The following is a 19,947-nucleotide window of genomic DNA, read 5'->3' as shown; positions in this document are numbered from 1 at the left end:
ACGCACATGAGCAACTCCACCAAACTCGTTCCCACCCCAGGCCAGACGGTGGGCCCGTTCTACGGCTACGCGCTCCCGTACGAGAAGGACAACGAGCTGCTGGCCCCCGGTTCGCCCGGATCCATCCGCCTGCAGGGCACCGTGTACGACGGCGCCGGCCAGACCATCCCGGACGCCATCCTGGAAATCTGGCAGCCTGACTCCGAAGGCAACGTGGTCCAGCGCACCGGTTCGCTGGTCCGGGACGGCTACACGTTTACCGGCTGGGGCCGCGGCGCCGTGGGCAACTCCGGCGTCTACACCTTCACCACCGTGAACCCCGGCCCCACCAAGCCCGGTTCGGCCCCGTTTATTTCCGTGGCCATCTTCGCCCGCGGCCTCACCAACCGGCTCTTCACCCGCATCTACCTGCCGGAGGACACTGAGGCCCTGGCCAACGACCCCCTGCTGAGCTCGCTGGATCCGGAGCGCCGCAGCACGCTGATCGCCCGCCGCGACCCTGATGGCGGCCTCACCTGGGACATCCGCCTCCAGGGCGAGGGCGAGACGGTTTTCCTGGACTTCCAGTGACGCACCCCGCCCCCGGAGAACTGCACCCCTTCGCGGACGGAGGCGACGCCGGCCTGCTCAGTCCCGTCTCGGCGTCGCCCCTCGTGGCGGCGCTCACCGGCGACCGTGCCGTGCTGGCGGCAATCCTCGCCGTCGAATCGGGCTGGGCCGCCGTGCTGGAACACGCCGGCCTGGCACCTGCCGGGTCCGCCGCCGTCGTTGCCTCCGCGGCCGAGGCAGGGCGCTACGACGTGGCGGACATTGCCCTCCGGGCCCAAGGCGGCGGCAACCCCGTGATCCCGCTGCTGGCGGACCTCCGGAAAAACGTCGCGGCGCTGGACACCGCCGGGGTTGGGGCCGGGAAAGCCGTGCACAGCTCGCTGACCAGCCAGGACGTGCTGGACACGGCCTTGATGCTGCTGGCCCGCAACACCGTCCACGCGGTGCTGGCGGACCTGAAAGGGACGACGACGGCGCTCGCGCACCTTGCGGGGCAGCATGCGGACACGCTGTGCGTGGGCCGGAGCCTGACGCAGCATTCGCTTCCCTTCACCTTCGGGCTGCGAGCGGCCCAGTGGTTCCAGGGCGTGGCCGCCGCAGGCCGGCAGCTGGAGGGCCTGAAGTTCCCTGTCCAGTTCGGTGGTGCGGCGGGAACGCTCGCTGCCGGAACCGTGCTGACGGAAAGCAGCTCCGCCACGCCGTTCACCCTTGCCGATGCCCTGGCTGCCCAACTGGGCCTGGCTCCGGCCCCGGCTCCGTGGCACACCAACCGCCTGGCCATCACCTCCCTGGGCCACGCGCTGGCCTCCGTGCTGGACGCCTTCGGCAAGATCGCCGCCGACGTCCTGTTCCTGAGCCGGCCCGAGGTGGCTGAGCTCGCCGAGCCGCGTGCCGCCGGCCGGGGAGTGTCCTCCGCCATGCCGCAGAAGCAGAACCCCGTGCTGTCCGTCCTGGTCCGCAGCGCCGCACTCCAGGCACCCCAGCTGGCCGCCCAGCTGCACGTGGCCGCCGCCAACTTCAACGACGAACGCCCCGACGGCGCCTGGCACACCGAGTGGCCGGCCCTGCGCCAGCTGCTGGCCCTGGCCCTCGGCGCCGCCGGCCACCTCCGCGAACTCGCCGAAGGGCTGCAGGTATTCCCCGACGCCATGCGCCGCAACCTCGACCTCTCCGGCCCGCTGCTGCTGGCCGAGGGCGTCGCCGCCGCGGTGGCACCCCTGCTGGGAGACAAGGACGGCCGCAGCGGCAAGCAGCAGCTGCAGGACGTGGTGGACCGGACCCTCCAGGCGCCGCCCGCCGAGCAGGCCAGCACCTACCGCAAGCTGTTCCGTGAGGCCGTCCCCGCCGCCGTCGTTCCCGATGCCCGGCTGGATGAACTCCTGGACCCCGCCAACTATCTGGGCCAGGCCGCGGAAATCTCCGGCCGCATCCTGGCATCTTTTCCCGAATTTGTTACCCCTCCCGACGCGAATGGAGCTTCCCGTGGCTAAGCCGGCACTGAAGGCAGCGCTGTTGTCCCCCCAACGACCCCTGGGCGAGCACCCCCTCCTGCTGGTGGGCCCGTCCCTGGGCACCTCCTCCATCCTCTGGAACAGGGCCGCATCCCTGCTCGGCACTGACTACGACGTAGTGGCCTGGGACCTGCCCGGCCACGGCGTCTCACCCGCAGCCACCGAAACGTTCGACGTCGCAGCCCTCGCGGACGCCGTGGTGGACCTGGCCGACTCCATCGCCCCCGGTGAAAATTTCCACTACGCCGGCGTCTCCCTGGGCGGCGCGGTGGGCCTGCAGCTGGGCATCAAGCACGGGGCACGGCTGAAAAGCCTGTCCGTGCAGAACAGCGGGGCCAAGATCGGGACGCCCGAAGGCTGGCTGGAACGCGCCGAAACCGTCCGGACCCAGGGCACCCCGGTGATGATCCAGGGCTCCGCTGAGCGCTGGTTTGCCCCCGGATTCATGGACAGCCAGCCGGAACTGAGCAGCCGGCTCCTGCACGCCCTGCGTGACGCTGACCGCTTCAGCTACGCGTTCTGCTGCGAAGCGCTGGCAGCGTTTGATGTCCGGGCAGAACTCGGCAGCATCCGCGTTCCCACCCAGGTGATCGCCGGTGCGCTGGACGGCGTCGCCACGCCGGCGATGGCCGATGAAGTCGCCACGGGAATCATGGACGGCGGCGGCACCGCCACGGCCGTGACCCTCGAAGGCGTCGCCCACCTGGCACCTGCCGAAGCCCCGGCCCACGTGGCCGAGCTGATGCGCGGGCTGATCAGCTGGGCCGAATCACAGGTGGCAGCCAAGTGAGCGGCCCCGGACAGCCGGATCCGGCGCGCAACGGCGTGGTCCAGCCCGGCGCTACCAGCCAGGACATTTACGACGGCGGCATGGCCGTCCGGCGGGAAGTCCTCAGTGACGAGCACGTGGACCGGGCCAACGCCGCCAAGGACGGATTCACCGAGGACTTCCAGGACATGATCACCCGCATCGCCTGGGGTGGCATCTGGACGCGGCCCGGCCTGACCCGGCAGATGCGCTCCGCCGTCACCATCACCGCCATGGTGGCCCACGGCCACTGGGAGGAACTGGCGATGCACATCCGGGCGGCCCTCCGGAACGGCCTCAGCCGGGACGAAATCAAGGAAATCCTGCTGCAGACCGCCATCTACTGCGGAGTTCCGTCCGCCAACACGGCCTTCAAAACCGCCCAGCAGGTGTTCCGCGACCTCGACTCCATCCACGAAGACCCCGCGGGCACCGGCGCCAACCCCACCCCTCCCAACTAGGTCGCAGTTGTTGTCGTTTTGAGCCCCCAAAACGACAACAACTGCCAGTCAGTTGGGTCCCAGAGAATCAGAGGAACCATGAACCAGGCTTTTGTGTACGATGCGGTGCGCACTCCGTTCGGTAAGTTCGGCTCCGGCCTTGCCGGGGTCCGTCCGGATGATTTGGCTGCGCATGTGATCAGCGAATCCGTGAAACGGGCGCCGGGCCTTGATCCGGAGCGGATTGATGAGGTGGTGTTCGGCAACGCGAACGGTGCCGGCGAGGAGAACCGCAACATTGCCCGGATGGGCACGCTGTTGGCGGGCTTGCCGGTCTCGATTCCGGGGACCACGGTGAACCGGTTGTGCGGGTCGTCGCTGGACGCTGCGATCATCGCGTCCCGGCAGGTCAACGCCGGCGACGCCGACCTGGTCCTGGTGGGTGGGGCGGAGTCGATGTCCCGCGCGCCGTGGGTGCTGCCGAAGACGGAGAAGCCGTACCCGGCCGGGGACATGACCCTGGCGTCTACAACGCTGGGCTGGCGGCTGGTGAACAAGGCCATGCCGAAGGAGTGGACCATTTCCCTCGGCGAGGCCACCGAGCGGCTCCGCGAAAAGTATGGCGTGACACGGGAGGCGCAGGACGAGTTCGCCGCCGCCTCCCACAATCTGTCCGCCGCGGCGTGGGATGAGGGGTTTTACGACAACCTCGTCGCCCCGGTGCCCGGCACGGACCTGGTGCGGGACGAGGGCATCCGTGCCGGTTCGTCCGCCGAGAAGCTCGCCGGCCTGAAGACGGTGTTCCGTGCCGAGGGCGGCACGGTGACGGCGGGGAACGCGTCGCCGTTGTCCGACGGCGCCTCCGCGGCCTGGGTGGGCAGTGAAGCTGCCGTGGGGCTGCTGGGCCTGGACCCGCTGGCGAGGATCGCCGGGCGCGGTGCGCACGGCAATGATCCGCAGTTCTTCGGGTACGCACCCGTGGAGGCAGCGAACAAGGCCCTCGCAAAGGCGGGGATCGGCTGGGACCAGGTGGGCGCCGTCGAACTTAACGAAGCGTTCGCCGCGCAGTCCCTGGCCTGCATCAATGCCTGGGGCATCGACCCGTCGATTGTGAACCGGCACGGCGGGGCGATCGCGATGGGCCACCCGCTCGGCGCCTCCGGCACCCGGATCCTGGGCACCCTGGCCCGGTCCCTGCAGGCCTCCGGGGAGCGCTGGGGTGTTGCCGCGATCTGCATCGGCGTGGGCCAGGGCCTCGCCGTCGTCCTCGAAAACGTCACCGCTGGAAAGGCTTAGGCACATGCTGAATTTTGTTGATTCGGTCCGGGAGGCCGTGGCCGGGATCCAGGACGGCTCCACCGTGATGATCGGCGGGTTCGGGAATGCCGGGCAGCCGTTCGAACTGATCGACGCGCTCCTCGAATGCGGCGCGACGGGCCTGACGGTGGTGAACAACAACGCCGGGCAGGGCGACCAGGGCCTGGCCCTGCTGATCAAGGAAGGCCGGGTGCGGAAGATGATCTGCTCCTTCCCAAGGCAGTCCGATTCCTGGCACTTCGACGCCAAGTACAAGGCCGGGGAGATCGAACTCGAGCTGGTGCCGCAGGGCAACCTGGCCGAACGGATCCGGGCCGCGGGGGCCGGGATCGGCGGGTTCTTTACGCCCACGGGCTATGGCACCATGCTGGCTGAGGGCAAGGAAACCCGGATCATCGACGGCCGCGGGCAGGTCTTCGAAACACCCATCCACGCCGACGTCGCCCTGATCAAGGCGTTGAAGGCGGACGGGAAGGGCAACCTGGTGTACCGCAAGACCGCCCGGAACTTCGGCCCCATCATGGCCGCCGCCGCGAAGCACACCATCGTCCAGGTCTCCGAGATCGTGCCAACCGGCGGGCTGGACCCGGAAAACATCGTCACTCCCGGGATTTACGTCAACAGCGTTGTCCGCGTGGCAGCAAGCACAGCAGAAAAGGTGGCCTGACATGAGCGTGCAGTCCAACGAAACGTCCCTCCAGACCTCCGAGACCCCGCTGGGCCGGGACGACCTCGCCCGGCTGGTGGCCAAGGACATCGCCCCGGGATCCTTCGTGAACCTCGGCATCGGCCAGCCCACCCTGGTGTCGAACTACCTCACCGAGGAACAGAACATCACCCTGCATACCGAGAACGGGATGCTCGGCATGGGCCCCGCAGCCGTTGGGGACGAGATCGACGGCGACCTGATCAACGCCGGCAAGATCCCCGTCACCGAACTCCCCGGCGCCTCGTACTTCCACCACGCCGACTCGTTCGCGATCATGCGCGGCGGGCACCTGGACATCTGTGTCCTGGGCGCGTTCCAGGTCTCCGCCACCGGTGACCTCGCGAACTGGCACACCGGGGCACCCGGGGCGATTCCCGCCGTCGGCGGTGCCATGGACCTCGCCACCGGCGCCAAGGACGTCTTCGTGATGATGACCCTCCTGACCCGCGAAGGCGCGTCGAAGATCGTGGAGTCCTGCACCTACCCGCTCACCGGCGTCGGCTGCGTCACCCGCGTCTACACCGACAAAGCCGTCTTCCTCACCGGCCCCGACGGCGTCACCGTCCGCGAAACCTTCGGCACCACCCTCGAAGAACTCCAGGAACTGCTCCCCATCCCCCTCAAAGCCGCGCCCGCCGCCGGACGCCGGGACCCGGGCGCACCCTAGGATTGGTAACCATGACCGACGCCGTCCGCACGGACACCCAGCCACCGCAGGCAAGCGACCAGTACGTCCAGTCGCTGGCCCGCGGGCTGGCCGTGATCAGGGCCTTCGACGCCGACCGGCCCGTCATGACCCTCAGCGAAGTGGCGGGCCAAACCGGCCTGACCCGGGCCACGGCGCGGCGGTTCCTGCACACCCTGGTGGAGCTGGGATACGTCCGGACGGACGGGAAGACGTTTGCCCTCACGGCCAAGGTCCTCCAGCTCGGCTACGCCTACCTGTCCGGGCTGTCCCTGCCGCAGCTGGCCCAGCCGCACCTGGAAGAGCTGTCCCTGAAACTGGGGGAGTCGACGTCGGCCGCTGTCCTGGACGGCGTGGACATCGCCTACATCGCCCGGGTGACCACGCGCCGGATCATGACCGTCGGCATCACCGTGGGTACCCGCTTCCCTGCCTACGCCACCTCCATGGGACGGGTGCTCCTGGCCAACCTGCCGGCCCCGGCCCTCGAGGAATACCTGGCCGCAGCGGACATCAGGCCGCTCACGCCCCGGGCCCTGGGGACGGTCCCGGAGCTGCTGGCGGTGCTGGAGACCGTCGGGGCGCAGGGCTGGTGCCTGCTGGACCAGGAACTGGAACCGGGCCTGATGTCCGTGGCGGCACCGGTGTTTGACGGAGCCAAAGTGGTGGCGGCGGTCAACGTGTCGCTGCAGGCCCAGTCGGTTGCAGCCCGGGAGGACCCGGAGGCGTACCTGGCCTCGGTGGCGCAGGAGATCACGGCCACCGCCAAGCTCATCTCCGCTGACCTCACGGCCCGCGGCTGACCCGTTCCCGGGAGGTCAGCTGCCCTTGGTCTGGGCGAACAGCTTGCGCAGCGTGAAGAAGCAGCCCAAGGCGCTGAACAGTAAGGCAAGCAGGAAGTCGCCAACGTAGGCGTCAATCAGTTCGCGGTTGGTGGTGACGTTAAACATCAGGAAGTCCCAGGTCCCGGGGTCCACGAGCATCGCCAACGGTGAACCGCCGCCAAGGTACTTGGCGGCGTCCAGGAGCATGCCGCCCCAGAAGGACAGCAGGACCGTTCCGAGCGTGATGGCGGCGACCACCCAGGCGCCCCGGCGGCTGATGGGGCCGCCCGTCCCAAGCACGTAAAGCCGGGCGGCCAGTGCGGCAGCGACGAAGGCGACAATGGAAGCCATCCATCCCATGTTCCACAGCACCATCCACGCGATGATGCCCACCGGAGCGGCGGCCAGGGCGTAAACCGTTCCGCGCACCACATCTTCCCTCGGCGCAGGGGCCGGCAGGGCAAACTCGTAAGCGCTTTCAGGCGGAGTCCACGGCTCGGACGACCGCTGGCCGTACTGCGGCGCCCCAGGCCCGTGGCCCGTGGCGTCCCCGGCCGGTGTTGCCTCAAAATCTGCGCGCTCTGACAAGATGCCCCCAATATGTGTGATGTGCGAGTTGCGCTTATTCTCACACGGGAAGACAGATGCGCGGCGCCACGTCAGGAAAGTCCGCCTGCGGGCGCCAGTTCCTCCGATTCGCAAACCATTTACAACGGTTTGCCGGAATGCCCCCGCCACACTACTCCCGCCGCAGCAGCCCGCGCTCTAGACTCAACCCAACTGTGCGCAGCAGAGCGGCTGCCGCAAGACTGCCGGACGCGGCAGGAAGGGAGCGTGCGGGTGAAACTGGGCATTCCGCGGGAGCGCCGGGACGGCGAACGGCGCGTGGCCGCCACCCCGGACACGGTGAAGCAGTTGGCCGGCATGGGCCTGGACGTCCTGATCGAGGCGGGCGCGGGCGACGCCGCAGGGCACCCGGACCGCGAATACACGGAGGCCGGTGCCGCCGTCGTTCCTGAACTGGATACCGGTGCAGTGGATATCCTGGCGCATGTCCGCCCCCTGGACCCGCGCACGGCCTCCGGTCTGAAAAGGGGAGCGGTCACCGTGGGGCTCGCGTCGCCGTCGTCCGAACTGCCCACAGTGCAGGCGCTCGCGGAGGCGGGCGCCACGTCCTTCGCCCTGGAACTGGTGCCGCGCATCTCCCGCGCCCAGTCCATGGACGCGCTCAGCTCCCAGGCCCTGGTGGCCGGGTACCGCTGCGTGCTGGAGGCGGCCATCCGGCTGCCCAGGTTCTTCCCCCTCTACATGACCGCCGCCGGTACGGTCCCGCCGGCCCGGGTCCTGGTCCTCGGCGCCGGCGTGGCCGGGCTGCAGGCGATCGGCACGGCCAAACGGCTCGGCGCCCGGGTGTCCGCCAATGACATCCGGCCCGCCTCGGCGGACGAGGTCGCGTCCATGGGTGGCACCTTCATCCGCCTGGACCTGGAAACCGCTGAGGCCGCCGGCGGCTACGCCCGGCAGCTCAGTTCCGACGCCGGCACCCGGCAGCGGCAGCTGCTCGCGCCGCACGTCGCGCAAACGGATGTTTTGATCACGACGGCGGCCGTGCCGGGCAGGCGCGCACCGCTCCTGGTGACCCTGGACATGGTGCAGGGCATGCGGCCCGGATCGGTCGTCGTCGACCTCGCCGCGGAGTCCGGCGGGAACGTCGAGGGAGCGGTTCCCGGCGAGGACATCGCCGTCCCCACCGCCGACGGTGCCGGCCACGTGACCCTGGTGGGACTGAAGGACCCGGCCTCCGCCATGGCGTCCGACGCCTCCCGCCTCTATGCCAAGAACGTGGCCAACCTCCTGGCGCTGATGGTCCGGAACGGGGAACTCGTCCTGGACTTCGATGACGAGGTGGTGGCCGGGGCCTGCTTTACCCACGCCGGCGAAGTGCGGCACCGGCCAACCGCAGAGCTGCTCGGTGAAACAGCCCGGGCCCGGCAGGAAGGGGTGCTCTGATGGACGGCATGAGCCTGCTGACCATCACGGTCCTGGCCGTCTTCGTGGGATTCGAGGTGGTATCCAAGGTCTCCAGCACCCTGCACACCCCGCTGATGTCCGGCGCCAACGCCATCCACGGCATCATCCTGGTGGGTGCCATCATCGTTGCCGGCCAGGCCACGGACCCGTGGGTGCTCGCGGTGGCCCTGCTCGCCGTCGTCCTGGCCACGGCCAACCTGGTGGGCGGCTTCGTGGTGACGGACCGGATGCTGCACATGTTCCACGCGAAGAAGGAAATTCCGCGCAGCAGGCCCGCGCAGTCGGGTGCCGCGCAGTCCGGCCCCGCGCCAAAGGCGGACGGCAAATGAGCATCCTCGACCCCGCCTGGACCGCTCTGCTCTACCTGGCCGCCGCGGTCTTCTTCATCCTCGCCCTGCGCGGACTCAGCTCCCCCCGGACCGCCCGCCGCGGCAACCTGATCGGCGCGTTCGGTGCCCTGATCGCCGTCGTCACCGTGTTCCTCTCCGCCCGGCTCGAGAATATCCCCTGGATCCTGGGCGCCATCGCCGTGGGATCAGCGGTGGCAGCGCCGGTGGCACGGCGCGTGAAGATGACGCAGATGCCCCAGCTGGTGGCGCTGTTCAACGGTGTGGGCGGCGGTGCTGCGGCGCTGGTGGCACTCCTGGAACTGCCCCACGCTGACGGTCCCTGGGTACGGCTGGCCATAGTGTTCACCCTCCTCGTTGGTGCGGTCTCCTTCGCCGGATCCGGGGTCACGTTCGCCAAGCTGCAGGAACTGATGACCACGCGGCCGGTGCTGTTTCCCGGCCTGCCCGTGGTGATGGCTGCGGTACTGCTGGCATCCGTGGCGGCCGCCATCGCCGTCGTGATCACCGGATCCACGGCGTTCGCGGTGGTGCTGCTGGTCCTGGGCCTCGCGGCCGGTGCCCTGCTGGTGCTGCCGGTGGGCGGCGCGGACGTGCCCATTGTGATTTCGCTGCTGAACGCCTTCACCGGCCTGGCCGTCGCGGCGTCCGGCCTGGTGCTGGGCAACGTGCTGCTGGTGGTGGCCGGCACCCTGGTGGGGGCGTCCGGCACCATCCTGACCCGCGCCATGGCGGCGGCGATGGGCCGCAGAGTGGCGGGCATCCTGTTCGGGGCATTCCGGGGAGGCTCGACGGCGGGATCCACCGCCGTGAGCGACCGCCCGGTACGCTCGTCCACGCCTGAGGACGTGGCGGTGCTCCTGCGGTACGCGCAGCGGGTGATCATCGTCCCCGGCTACGGGCTGGCGGTGGCGCAGGGGCAGCACACGGCGGCGGAACTGGCCCAGGCGCTGGAGGCCCGTGGAATCGAGGTGGACTTTGCCATCCATCCTGTGGCGGGCCGCATGCCCGGGCACATGAACGTGCTCCTGGCCGAAGCCAACGTGCCTTACGAGTCGCTCAAGGAAATGGTGGAGATCAACCCCGAGTTCAAGACCGCGGATGTGGCCCTGGTGGTGGGCGCCAACGACGTGGTGAACCCCGCGGCCAAGACCTCCTCCGGCTCACCGATTTACGGCATGCCCATCCTGGAGGTCTCCGCCGCGCGCCAGGTGGTGTTCCTCAAGCGCTCCATGCGCCCCGGCTTCGCCGGGATCGAAAACGAACTGCTGTACGAGCCGCAGACCTCCCTGCTTTTCGGGGACGCCAAGGAATCGCTCGCCCAGGTGCTGGGGGCGGTCAAGGCCCTCTAGCCGGGCTTGGCCGGAAGGCTGCGGCGGGCAGGTTACTCTTCTCTCAGAAGCTTGCTTTCCATTCCGCCACTGAAGGACGCCATGACTGCCAACAGCTCCACTTCCCCCAAGCGCGCCGCCATCATCGTCAATCCGGCCAAGCCGGTGGAGTTCGATGTGCGCGGCCTGGTGGCCAAGCACTGCGTGGAAAACGGCTGGGGTGAAGCCATCTGGCTGGAAACCACCAAGGAGGACCCGGGTGTGGGCCAGGCGAAGGAAGCCCTGGAGCAGGGCGCGGACATCGTCATCGCCGCCGGGGGAGACGGCACCGTCAGGTGCGTGGCCGAGGTCCTGGCGGGCGGGGACGTCCCCATGGGCCTCCTTCCTTTGGGCACGGGAAACCTGCTGGCCCGCAACCTGGGCATGGACGTCACGGATTACGACGGCGCCATGGCCGGGGCCCTCAGCGGCACCGAACGCAAGATCGACGTGGTCCGTGCCAAGCGCAACGATCCGGATAAGGAACAGCTCTTCCTGGTGATGGCCGGCGTGGGCTATGACGCCACCATCATGGCGGACACCAACGAGGACCTGAAGGACAAAGTGGGCTGGCTGGCGTATGTGGACGCCGGAATCCGCAACCTGCCCGGCAAGCCGGTGAAGGCCACCGTGGTGATCGATGGCGAGACGGTGGTGCACCGCGGCGTCCGCAGCGTGATGGTGGGCAACTGCGGCAAGGTCCAGGGCGGCCTGGAAATCTTCCCCGATGCCAAGGTGGACGACGGGCTGCTGGACATTGCCGTGCTTGCCCCGCACCACGGCAAGCTGGGCTGGCTGTCCGTGCTGGCAGGTATCCTCGGCAAGGGCCGGAACCGGGACACGGCCGTCGAATACTTTCAGGGCAAGGCCGTGGAAATCACCCTCGAACACGCGGACAACTACCAGCTGGACGGCGACCACGAGGGCGAGGGCAAGCATGTCCTGATGACCATGGAGCCGGGCGCCCTCACCCTCCGGATGTAGCCGTCACCGCCTACGCCAGCAGCCGGCCCCAGCGCGGTTCCAGCAGCGGCGCGCCCGCGAGTTTCAGGGCGTGCCAGAGCGTCACCGCCACGGAGTCCAGCACCGGCACCCCGGTGGTCTCCTCGATTTCCGCGGTGATATTGGCCCCGTACAGGTTGGTGCACAGGTACACCAGCGCGTCGGGGGCCACGGCTGCGAGCTCCCGGGACCCCGGGCGCATCTCGTCGTCGGTGACCCGGGCAAAGGACTCGTTGTCGCTCAGGCCCAGCGCCCTGTGGTCCATGGTCTTGATGCCTTCCCGTTCATAGGACGCGATGACCTGGTGGTTCACGTCCTCCGTGTACGGCGTGAAGAGGCCGATCCGTTCCGTCCCGAACGTCCGGAAGGCCTCGAAGTAGGCAAGTGTTGACGTGGTGGCGGGTATGCCGGTGGCGCCGGTGATCCCGTCGGCCAGTTCCTGGTCGTGCGCCGAACCCAGCCAGGAACCGGAGGTGCCGTTCCAGGCAATCACGTCCACGTCCGCCGTCGCCAGCAGCTGTGCTGCGCCCTGCATGACTGCGGGGTCGAACTGCCTGTTGGAGGAATCGTCCAGTGCGATGCGGGTGACCGGGATCCGGGTGAAGTGCACGGTGACGTCGGTGCGGGCGCCCAGGATCCGGTAGGTCTGCGGCTCCAGGCAGGTGTTGGAAGACGGCACGATCATGCCGATCCTGCGGGGGCGGATGGTTGCGGGCATGGAAACTCCTAGAGGGCAGCGGCGGGGAGTGGGGCGGCGGATTCCGTGACGGCGGACTGATGCTGCCGGAAGCCGTTGCGGTTGATGAAGCGGCCCGCGGCGCCCGGATCGTGGAAGCCGTCCGCGTCCAGGACCACCCGGCCGTTGGAAACCACGACGGCGGGCCAGCCCGTGAGTGCCCGCCCCTCAAAGGGCGAGAAGTCCGTTCCCATATGCAAGGCGGTGCCGTTGACCGCGCGTTCCTCGGCGGGGTCGAACACCACCAGGTCGGCGTCGAACCCCTCGGCAATGCGGCCCTTGCCGGGAACGGCGTTGATCCGGGCGGGTTCCGATGAGAAGGCGCTGACGAACTGTTCCACCGTGGCGCCGGCGGACGTCATCGCCGTGAACGTGACAGGCATCCGCGTTTCCACTCCCGGCAGTCCGTGCGGCATGGCGCGCACGTCATCGGTGCGCTCGCGCTTTTGGGACAGGTCGTAGCAGGAATGGTCCGAGGCCATGGTGTGTATGGCGCCGGAGACCAGCCGCTCCTTGAGGGCTGCCACGGTTTCCGCGCTGCGCATGGGCGGGCAGCAGGCGAACCACTCCGGAAAGGTGGAGGCGTACACGGAGTCATCGAGGGTGACGTAGTGCGGGCACGTCTCCGAGTAGGCCTCCAGCCCGCGTTCGCGTGCCTGCGACACGAGGTCTACGGCCCCCGGCGTGGACTGGTGGACAAAGTACACCGGCGCCCCCGTGTACTCGGCCATGGCCAGGGTCTCCTTTACGGAGATCTCCTCGGCCAGTTCGGGCCGGGTCCTGTGCAGGTGTTCGATGCCGATCCGGCCGTCCTGGGCGTGCTGTTCGGTGCAGTCGGCAATGATGGGGTCGTGCTCGGCGTGGATGTAGGCCAGCCCGTCCAGGCGCACCATTTCGCGCATGACTTTCAGGATGGTGTTGCCGTCGGCCATGGTGGTGCCGCGGTTGGTGGTGTACATCTTCACGGAGCGGACCCCCTCCGCTGCGAGCTGCTCGAGCTGCCAGGGGACGGTTTCGTCCCAGGTGACCACGGCGCCGTGGAGGGTCACGTCGCAGCGTGACTGCGTGGCGAGTTCCTTTTTGTGCAGGACCGCCGCGAGCGGCGTTTCCTGGGCGTCGCGGGGGATGCCGAAGTCGATGATGGTGGTGGTGCCGCCCCAGAGGGCTGCGGTAGACGTGGTGCGGTAGTCGTCCAGGGTGCGGAAGCGTCCGGTCACCTGCGCTACGTGGCAGTGGCCGTCCACGCCGCCGGGGATCACCAGCCTGCCCGCCGCGTCGATGGTGCGGTCCGCCGCCGGGATGGGTTGGGCGGCGTCCACAAGGGCTGCGATCCGGCCCCCGGAAACCACGATGTGGGCTTCCTGGCGGCCGTCGCTGTTGACCACGGTGGCGTTGGCTATGACAAGTTCTGGCTGGTGGGACATCGGTGTCCTCCTTAGGTTTGGGTCGTGTGGCTCAGACGGTGGGCTGCGCCGTGCCGGCATGCTGCTGGCGGGCGGCGAGGGCCGCGTCCAGGGTGCCGGAGAGTCCCTTGCGGTCCTTGGCCGGGGGCGGTGCGAAGGCGCCGGCGCGGTGGGTTCCGGACTGCAGGGCGGCCACTGCTTCTGCCATGCGGATGCCGGCCGAAATGCCGTCAACCACGGGGACCGGTATCTGGCCCTTGAGTTCGCGGGCAAGCCCGGCCAGCGGGGCCCCGGCAAGAATGACGACGTCGGCGCCGTCCTCGGCCACGGCCTGCCGGCTCAGTGCCAGCAGGGTTTCCCGGAAGTCCTCCTGGACGGCGGCTATGCTGCCGAGGGACTCGTTGATGGAGCGGATGGACGCCAGCCGGCCGGCCAGGCCGAACCGCTCCACACACTCGCGGTACCAGGGCTTGATCCGGTCCGAGATGGCGATGATGGAGAAGCGGTGGCCCTGCAGTGCCGCTGCGCACAGCGCGGCTTCGGTGATGCCGATGACGGGAATGTCCGCCAGTTCCTTGAGGGCCGGCATCCCGGGGTCACCGAACGCTGCAACCACCACCGCGTCCACCGGGTCGGCGCCGGGACCGGTGTGTTCGGCGATGATTTCAGCCACCGCGCCCGCGGCGATGAGGGATTCGAAGCGGGTCTCGATGTATTCGACGCCGTGGGCCGCCGTCCGCACCAGCAGTTCGGTGCCGGGGGAGGAGGAACGGAGCGCCTCGGACTCGATCAGTGCCGTGACATCGGCGCTGATGTTGGGGTTGATGACCAGGAGTTTCATTTTCTCTTCCGGTGGAATTCTGGTTCGGTCTTCTGGAAGTCCTCGGGAAACTGGTCCCGGTACTTTCCAATGTGGGATGCGGACTGGACGGCTGCCTTGTCCGGATCGCCGCTGGCGATGGCGGAGTACAGCTCACGGTGTTCGCGGATGAGCTCGGGCAGGTCGCTGACATGCCGGAACAGCCAGTGCATGCGCCCCTGGAGGGGTTCCAGGGCGGACTTGAGGAAGTTGTTGTCCGCAATGCCGGTGATGGCGTCGTGGAATTCGCTGTTGGAGCGGTGCGCCTCCATCACAGAGCCCTTGGCCAGGAAGGCTTCCGCGTCATCCAGCAGTCCCTTGAGGTAGGCGAGGTCCTGCTTGGTGGCACGCCTGGCTGCGAGCCGGCAGGCCAGCACCTCAAGGGACTGCCGGACGTCGAAGAGGTCCTCCACGTCCTTGGGGCTGAGGCTGCTCACCTCAGCCCCGCGGGCACCGCGGTCACTGATGAGGCCTTCCTGGCGGAGCATGCGCAGGGCCTCACGGACCGGCAGCCGGGATACGGAGAACTCGGCGGCCAGGTCCCGTTCCACCAACCGTGTGCCGGGAGCGTAGTGTCCTTCGAAAATCCGGGTGCGGAGGGTGTCCCGGACAGTCTCGCGAAGGGGGCGGTCCTTGTCCTGGGTCTCTTCTGCGGTCAGCATGATGCTCCATTCGGATCTTGTTCGGCACTGCTCCCGGCTGCGGGGGCGTCGGTTGCAAGTTTCCCTGCGAGGGTCAGCTTAGACAGGAAGCCGCTTGTTGTAGTTCAGGGTGAGGACTGAGACGCCCATGATCACCGCGGAACCCACGAAGTACAGCAGCGCCCAGGTGTAGGAACCGGTGGCTCCGACAATCAGGCCCACCACGATGGGGGTAACGAAGCCCGAGATGTTGCCGCTGAGGTTCATGGCTCCGCCCAGAACGCCGGCATTGGTGCGGCCGCCCAGGATGGAGGGAATGCTCCAGAACAGGCCCACCCAGCGGAGGAAGAACAGGACCAGCGAGAGCAGGACCACGGCCGTGGTGGCGTCGGGGACCACCGTCACGCCCACCAGCCCGCCAATGACTACCGCGCTCGAGATGCCCAGGAGGGTCCGCATCACCAGGTTGGCTGAAGCACCGGAGGCGCGCCACTTGTCGGCGATGGTGCCGCCGATGATCTCGCCGACGAACCCCGCGCCGAAAATCACCAGCGTGGACCAGCCGATGGTCTTCAGGTCAAACCCCTTCGCCTGGGCCAGGTACAGCGGGCCCCAGGTCAGCAGGCCGTAGAACACCCCGTTGAATCCCAGCCAACCCAGGCACATGGCCCAGAAGGAACGGAATTTCAGGTAGGGAAGCAGGCCGCGCTTGCCCAGGCTGCCATCCACGGCTGCCTCGGCGTCCTCGGCGGCATGCGAGGCCTCAATGTAGGCCGCCTCGGCATCGTTGACGCCCTTGTGCTGGCGGGGATTGTCCCGCACGTACCACCACACGGCGAGGCCCATGAGGACGGTGGCGGCACCGGCGATGACGAAGGACCAGCGCCAGCTCCCGGTGGAGGCAATGAGGAAGGCGATGATGATGCCGCCGAGCCCTGCACCCAGGGGCGCTCCAGCGTCGAGGATGGTTGCGCCGCGGCCGCGTTCGGACTTGTGCATCCAGATGGCGTTGAGCTTGCCGCCGGCGGGCATGACGCCCGCCTCGGTCACGCCGATGCCGAGCCGGGCGATGAACATGCTCAGGAAGCCGCCTGCCATGCCGGACGCTGCGGTGGCAGCACCCCAGCCGATGCAGGAAGCCGTCATCACCTTGCGGGGGCCGAACTTGTCGATCAGCCAGCCCACGGGAACCTGCATCAGGGCGTAGGTCCAGAAAAAAGCGGACAGCAGCAGGCCCACGAGTTCGGGCGGTAGGTTGAATTCCTTTTGGATGATGGGCAGGGCCACGGAAATGGAGCCACGGTCAATGTAGTTGACTGAAACCAGGACCAGCAGCAGGAGGAAAAGCCGCCAGCGGACGGCGCTGCGCCGTTGCGTGCCGCCCTTTCCGGGTTGCTCGGCGTTCGGTGCTGTCGGGTCGGCAGGAAGTTCCGTTGTATCGGTATTGGGGATGGACACAGCTTCTCCTTCACGGGGAAGTTTATGGGCGGGATGCAAAGTTGCGGGTGCGTACTTGGCAGGCCGTTGTGGCCTGCCGGCGCGGGCAGTCGCTGGATGATCCGGAGCATCGAGCGGGGCCGGATAACTTTTGGGATCCCAAATTGGGATCCCAAAATCAAAGGTAAAAGTGACTCCCGCCACTGTCAAGGTTTTGGCTGAGAAAGGGCCGCAAAAGCCTTGCAAACGAATTGTGACCGGAAAACTCCCGGCCGGATCGTGAGGTTTGGGGCTCAGCCTGCTGCCGGAGATCCGGCAGGGCGGTGAGCCAGGATCTCCGCGAGCTCGGCCAGCCGGTGGGCGCGCGCCGATTCGGCAGGGGTGAAGGGCTCGCCCGGCCGGGCGAAGACGAGGGGCCCGTGCCATGCCGTGGGGACCTTGAGGTGGGTCCCGTCGTCGGGCATCTTCAGGGGAGCGCCCGACGACGGCACGATCCGCGCGCCGAGCAGCTCGGCCACGGCGAGGGGCAGTTCGTCCGGGGCGTCGGCGATCCTCGCCGCGAGGCTGAGGGCCCGGGTCTGGCCGTCGGCCATGGCCAGCGCGGTGGTGGGCCAAACGTGCACCCGGCTGCCGCCGCCGTCGTGCAATGCCTCCAGCAGTTCCCGCTCACCCATGGTTCCGGGGGCGGCCAGCACAAACTCATCCAGCACGCCGCCCGGGACCGGATGGACGTGGATGCCCAGGATGTTGATGCCGTTCCGGGCCAGGGTGCCCGTGATTTTCTCGAGCGAACCGGGCTCGTCCCGCAGGACCGTACGCGCCCGCCACAGTGCCGGCGCGGCTCCCAGCTTCCTCCGGTGGCGCAGCGCCGGAGCGTGCAGCCAGCCGCGCAGGATCCGGGCAGCGGAGGGTTCGGCCACCCAGATCACCAGCACGGTGGCCGTCAGCGTGAGCACCAGTACTTTCGCCACATACGGCAGGTGGGTTTCCACCACCAGGGCATGGACCAGCAGCTCGATGGGCAGCATCACGGCCACGTTGGCTGCGGTCAGGCGGGCCTTGGGCGGCTCGGGCATCATGCCGCAGACTTCGCAGCTCAGTTCGGCGGCGGGCGTGGCCCGTGGTGCGCGCTTCATGACCCAAGCATTCGTGGAACCTGTTTCTGCCGCGTTGCCTGCCGATTCCATTCAAGGGAATTTAATGGGCGGGTTCGGCGGCCTCCACCGTACGATTTACCAGGAACGTCAGTGCGGCCGGCCGCCCATCAGGACAACCGGTTACCGCAGGAAGGCGCTGCCCACGTGAAGTTGCTTGCTGAGATGTTCAGCATTGGTCCAGGCAACAAGGACCACCACCCCGCACTCCGCTGCGCCACCGGCGTGTTCGTCCCGCTGATCACCCTGGTGCTCCTGGGCCGGCTGGACCTGGCCATTTTCGCGTCCTTCGGCGCCTTCACCGGAATCTACGGCCGCGGCGAACCGCACGCCGCCCGCTTCGCGCTGCAGCTGCGCGCCGGTCTCCTGATGCTCCTGGTGATGCTGCTGGCCGCCCTGTCCGCCCGGATCGAAACGGCGTGGGGCCTTGACCGCACCGCCACCACCTGGCTCCTGGTCCTGGCCACCACCCTGGTGGCGGGCGGCTGTTCCGTGGCCATTTCCTGGCTGCGGCTGCGCCCGGGCGGGTCCCTGTTCCACATCTTTGCGTTCGCGGCCATCGCTTCCATCCCCAACCAGCCGCCACTGTGGCAGGGCATGCTGGTTGCGGTCCTCACCACCGTGCTGTGCCTGCTGATCGGCTTTTCGTCCCGGATCCTGCCCAGCCACCGCACCCCGTGGGCGTGGCCGCCCCGCATCCGGCGCACGGCGGCGGAGAAGCGGACCGCCTGGCTTGAAGGCCTCGGCTACCTGGTGGCGGCGGGCCTGGCGGGATCGCTGGCCACCTGGGCCGGGCAGCAGTTGGGGTTCGGGCACAACTATTGGGCCATGGTGGCCGCGGTGGTGCCCCTGGTGGGCCACACCACCCGGCACCGGATCCGGCGCGGCGTCCAGCGAATCGTCGGCACGGTCCTTGGCTTGCTGGTCCTGGCGGCGGTCCTGCTGCTGGGCCTGGAGCCGTGGCAGACCGTGCTGGTGATGGCCCTTTGCCAGTTCGGGGCGGAGATGTTCATCATCCGCCAGTACCTGCTGGCCCAGGTTTTCGTGACGCCCCTGGCCCTCATCTCCACCCTCCTGGTGGTCCCCGCCTCGCCGTCCGCGCTGCTGCGCGACCGCATCATCGAAACTGTCATCGGCGCGGCCGTGGGCATTGCCGTGGTGCTGGCTCCCGCGGCGTGGCGCCGCCTCAGGCGGGGCCCAGGGCAGGGCACGACGCCGGCCTGACCGCCTTCCAGCCCCGGCCGGCCTTCCGGGGCGCGGGTCCTTCCGGGGCCCGCCGCGGTACGCTGGACTTCCCATTGAACGGAAGGTGCGGCGGTGGCGAACTCACAATCGGGGGACTCGGTGGTGGACCGGATAGTCCGGCTGATCTCCGCCTTTCCGCAGGACGTGGGCGCCCTGCAGCTTTCCGACCTGGCCACACGGGCCGGGCTGCCGCTGACCACCACGCACCGGCTGGTGGGCCAGCTCGCCGGCCACGGGCTGCTCGAGACTGAACCCGGCGGGATGGTCCGGCCGGGCCTCCGGCTTTGGGAGCTGGTAAACCGTGCATCCCCGGCTTTGGCACTGCGGCAAGCGGCCATGCCGTTCATGGAGGACATCCAGCACGTCCTCAATCAGAACGTGAACCTGGCGGTGCTGGACGGGTGGGACGCCTTGTTCGTGGAGCGGCTCTCGCGGCGGGGCTCGGTGGCCAACCGTGCACAGGTGGCAGGCAGGATGCCCATCCACATCTCCTCCGCCGGGCTGTCGCTGATGGCGCACCAGGAGAAAGGGCTCCAGGCCAGCTACCTTGCCCAGTTTTCCGATCCCGAAGGCAGGCTGACCAGTGGCGATGTACGCACCCTCCTGGCCGAGACGTCGCACCAGGGGTTCGCCCAGCTGAAGGGTGTGGTGGATCCGGACACCTGGGGCATTGCAGTGCCCGTCCTCAACCGCCGCCAGCGCGCAGTGGCCTCGCTCGGCGTCGTGGTTCCGCTCCAAGAGATGCGGCTGCAGGCGCTGGTGCCCGCGCTGCAGACGGCGGCACGGGGCATTGCCCGCCGCCTTGCGGACTCCTGAACCGTTCAACGGAATTACTGTAACGCCGGTCACGGGAGGTGGCCCACACTGGGTGCCAAGCAA

The 19,947-nt window shown here is 68.5% G+C and carries 21 protein-coding genes; 14 read left to right on the top strand and 7 right to left on the bottom strand.

Annotation, left to right across the window (positions count from 1 at the left end; translation table 11 throughout):
• Positions 1–6 precede the first annotated feature (6 nt).
• The 8 genes from pcaG (at position 7) to BLT71_RS01005 (ending at position 6,822) form a co-directional block, all read left to right on the top strand.
• Positions 7–570, top strand: a complete 564-nt coding sequence (pcaG, locus tag BLT71_RS01040; RefSeq protein ID WP_091716828.1) for a protocatechuate 3,4-dioxygenase subunit alpha — start codon at positions 7–9, stop codon at positions 568–570.
• Positions 567–2,039, top strand: a complete 1,473-nt coding sequence (locus BLT71_RS01035) for a lyase family protein (RefSeq protein WP_091716826.1) — start codon at positions 567–569, stop codon at positions 2,037–2,039. Before pcaG ends, BLT71_RS01035 begins: the two co-directional genes overlap by 4 nt.
• Positions 2,032–2,850 (top strand): alpha/beta fold hydrolase, encoded by an 819-nt coding sequence (locus BLT71_RS01030; protein ID WP_091716824.1) that lies wholly within the window; start codon positions 2,032–2,034, stop codon positions 2,848–2,850. Before BLT71_RS01035 ends, BLT71_RS01030 begins: the two co-directional genes overlap by 8 nt.
• Positions 2,847–3,329, top strand: coding sequence for a 4-carboxymuconolactone decarboxylase (pcaC, locus tag BLT71_RS01025; protein WP_091716822.1), 483 nt, complete (start codon positions 2,847–2,849; stop codon positions 3,327–3,329). Before BLT71_RS01030 ends, pcaC begins: the two co-directional genes overlap by 4 nt.
• 78 nt (positions 3,330–3,407) lie before the next feature.
• Positions 3,408–4,604, top strand: a complete 1,197-nt coding sequence (locus tag BLT71_RS01020; RefSeq protein ID WP_091716820.1) for a thiolase family protein — start codon at positions 3,408–3,410, stop codon at positions 4,602–4,604.
• A 4-nt stretch (positions 4,605–4,608) separates the two neighbouring features.
• Positions 4,609–5,292: a 3-oxoacid CoA-transferase subunit A gene (locus tag BLT71_RS01015; RefSeq protein ID WP_091716818.1), complete on the top strand. Its 684-nt coding sequence runs from the start codon at positions 4,609–4,611 to the stop codon at positions 5,290–5,292.
• Position 5,293: 1 nt separating this feature from the next.
• Complete coding sequence (locus BLT71_RS01010) at positions 5,294–6,001, top strand: 3-oxoacid CoA-transferase subunit B (protein WP_091716816.1); 708 nt, start codon at positions 5,294–5,296, stop codon at positions 5,999–6,001.
• 11 nt (positions 6,002–6,012) lie between these two features.
• Entirely contained in the window at positions 6,013–6,822 is an 810-nt protein-coding gene (locus tag BLT71_RS01005; protein ID WP_091716814.1) for an IclR family transcriptional regulator domain-containing protein, read from the top strand.
• Positions 6,823–6,837: 15 nt separating this feature from the next.
• On the opposite strand, the gene BLT71_RS01000 is transcribed toward BLT71_RS01005, so the two are convergent.
• Entirely contained in the window at positions 6,838–7,431 is a 594-nt protein-coding gene (locus BLT71_RS01000) for a hypothetical protein (RefSeq protein WP_157693403.1), read from the bottom strand.
• A 252-nt stretch (positions 7,432–7,683) separates the two neighbouring features.
• Here BLT71_RS01000 and BLT71_RS00995 point away from each other — a divergent pair, with 252 nt between their 5' ends.
• From BLT71_RS00995 to BLT71_RS00980, 4 genes are all read left to right on the top strand, one after another.
• The gene (locus BLT71_RS00995) at positions 7,684–8,853 is read left to right on the top strand and encodes a Re/Si-specific NAD(P)(+) transhydrogenase subunit alpha (protein WP_091723721.1); all 1,170 of its coding nucleotides are present in this window, start codon (positions 7,684–7,686) and stop codon (positions 8,851–8,853) included.
• Positions 8,853–9,203: an NAD(P) transhydrogenase subunit alpha gene (locus BLT71_RS00990; RefSeq protein ID WP_091716810.1), complete on the top strand. Its 351-nt coding sequence runs from the start codon at positions 8,853–8,855 to the stop codon at positions 9,201–9,203. Before BLT71_RS00995 ends, BLT71_RS00990 begins: the two co-directional genes overlap by 1 nt.
• Entirely contained in the window at positions 9,200–10,573 is a 1,374-nt protein-coding gene (locus BLT71_RS00985; protein ID WP_091716807.1) for an NAD(P)(+) transhydrogenase (Re/Si-specific) subunit beta, read from the top strand. The genes BLT71_RS00990 and BLT71_RS00985 overlap by 4 nt, the downstream gene beginning before the upstream one ends.
• Positions 10,574–10,654: 81 nt before the next feature.
• Positions 10,655–11,575 carry a diacylglycerol/lipid kinase family protein gene (locus BLT71_RS00980; protein ID WP_091723720.1) on the top strand — a complete coding sequence of 307 codons (921 nt, stop codon included), beginning with the start codon at positions 10,655–10,657 and terminating at the stop codon, positions 11,573–11,575.
• Positions 11,576–11,585: 10 nt separating this feature from the next.
• Here BLT71_RS00980 and BLT71_RS00975 read toward each other — a convergent pair whose 3' ends face one another.
• From BLT71_RS00975 to BLT71_RS00950, 6 genes are all read right to left on the bottom strand, one after another.
• Positions 11,586–12,311: a maleate cis-trans isomerase family protein gene (locus BLT71_RS00975; protein WP_091716805.1), complete on the bottom strand. Its 726-nt coding sequence runs from the start codon at positions 12,309–12,311 to the stop codon at positions 11,586–11,588.
• Between the two features lie 8 nt (positions 12,312–12,319).
• A complete protein-coding gene (locus BLT71_RS00970; protein ID WP_091716803.1) occupies positions 12,320–13,753 on the bottom strand; it encodes an amidohydrolase family protein in 1,434 nt (477 codons plus the stop codon).
• A gap of 31 nt (positions 13,754–13,784) precedes the next feature.
• Positions 13,785–14,573, bottom strand: a complete 789-nt coding sequence (locus tag BLT71_RS00965; protein WP_091716801.1) for an aspartate/glutamate racemase family protein — start codon at positions 14,571–14,573, stop codon at positions 13,785–13,787.
• Positions 14,570–15,253: a GntR family transcriptional regulator gene (locus tag BLT71_RS00960; RefSeq protein WP_091716799.1), complete on the bottom strand. Its 684-nt coding sequence runs from the start codon at positions 15,251–15,253 to the stop codon at positions 14,570–14,572. Before BLT71_RS00960 ends, BLT71_RS00965 begins: the two co-directional genes overlap by 4 nt.
• A 78-nt stretch (positions 15,254–15,331) precedes the next feature.
• The gene (locus BLT71_RS00955) at positions 15,332–16,690 is read right to left on the bottom strand and encodes an MFS transporter (RefSeq protein WP_091716797.1); all 1,359 of its coding nucleotides are present in this window, start codon (positions 16,688–16,690) and stop codon (positions 15,332–15,334) included.
• A gap of 272 nt (positions 16,691–16,962) precedes the next feature.
• Positions 16,963–17,805: an ACT domain-containing protein gene (locus BLT71_RS00950; RefSeq protein WP_091723718.1), complete on the bottom strand. Its 843-nt coding sequence runs from the start codon at positions 17,803–17,805 to the stop codon at positions 16,963–16,965.
• 165 nt (positions 17,806–17,970) lie between these two features.
• Here BLT71_RS00950 and BLT71_RS00945 point away from each other — a divergent pair, with 165 nt between their 5' ends.
• Positions 17,971–19,047, top strand: a complete 1,077-nt coding sequence (locus BLT71_RS00945) for an FUSC family protein (RefSeq protein ID WP_091723716.1) — start codon at positions 17,971–17,973, stop codon at positions 19,045–19,047.
• Positions 19,048–19,140: 93 nt separating this feature from the next.
• Positions 19,141–19,884, top strand: coding sequence for an IclR family transcriptional regulator (locus tag BLT71_RS00940; RefSeq protein ID WP_091716795.1), 744 nt, complete (start codon positions 19,141–19,143; stop codon positions 19,882–19,884).
• Positions 19,885–19,947: the final 63 nt, after the last annotated feature.

Origin of the sequence: Pseudarthrobacter equi (assembly GCF_900105535.1) — a bacterium.
Taxonomy (GTDB): Bacteria; Actinomycetota; Actinomycetes; order Actinomycetales; family Micrococcaceae; genus Arthrobacter; species Arthrobacter equi.
This window is presented reverse-complemented; position numbering and strand designations above follow the sequence as displayed.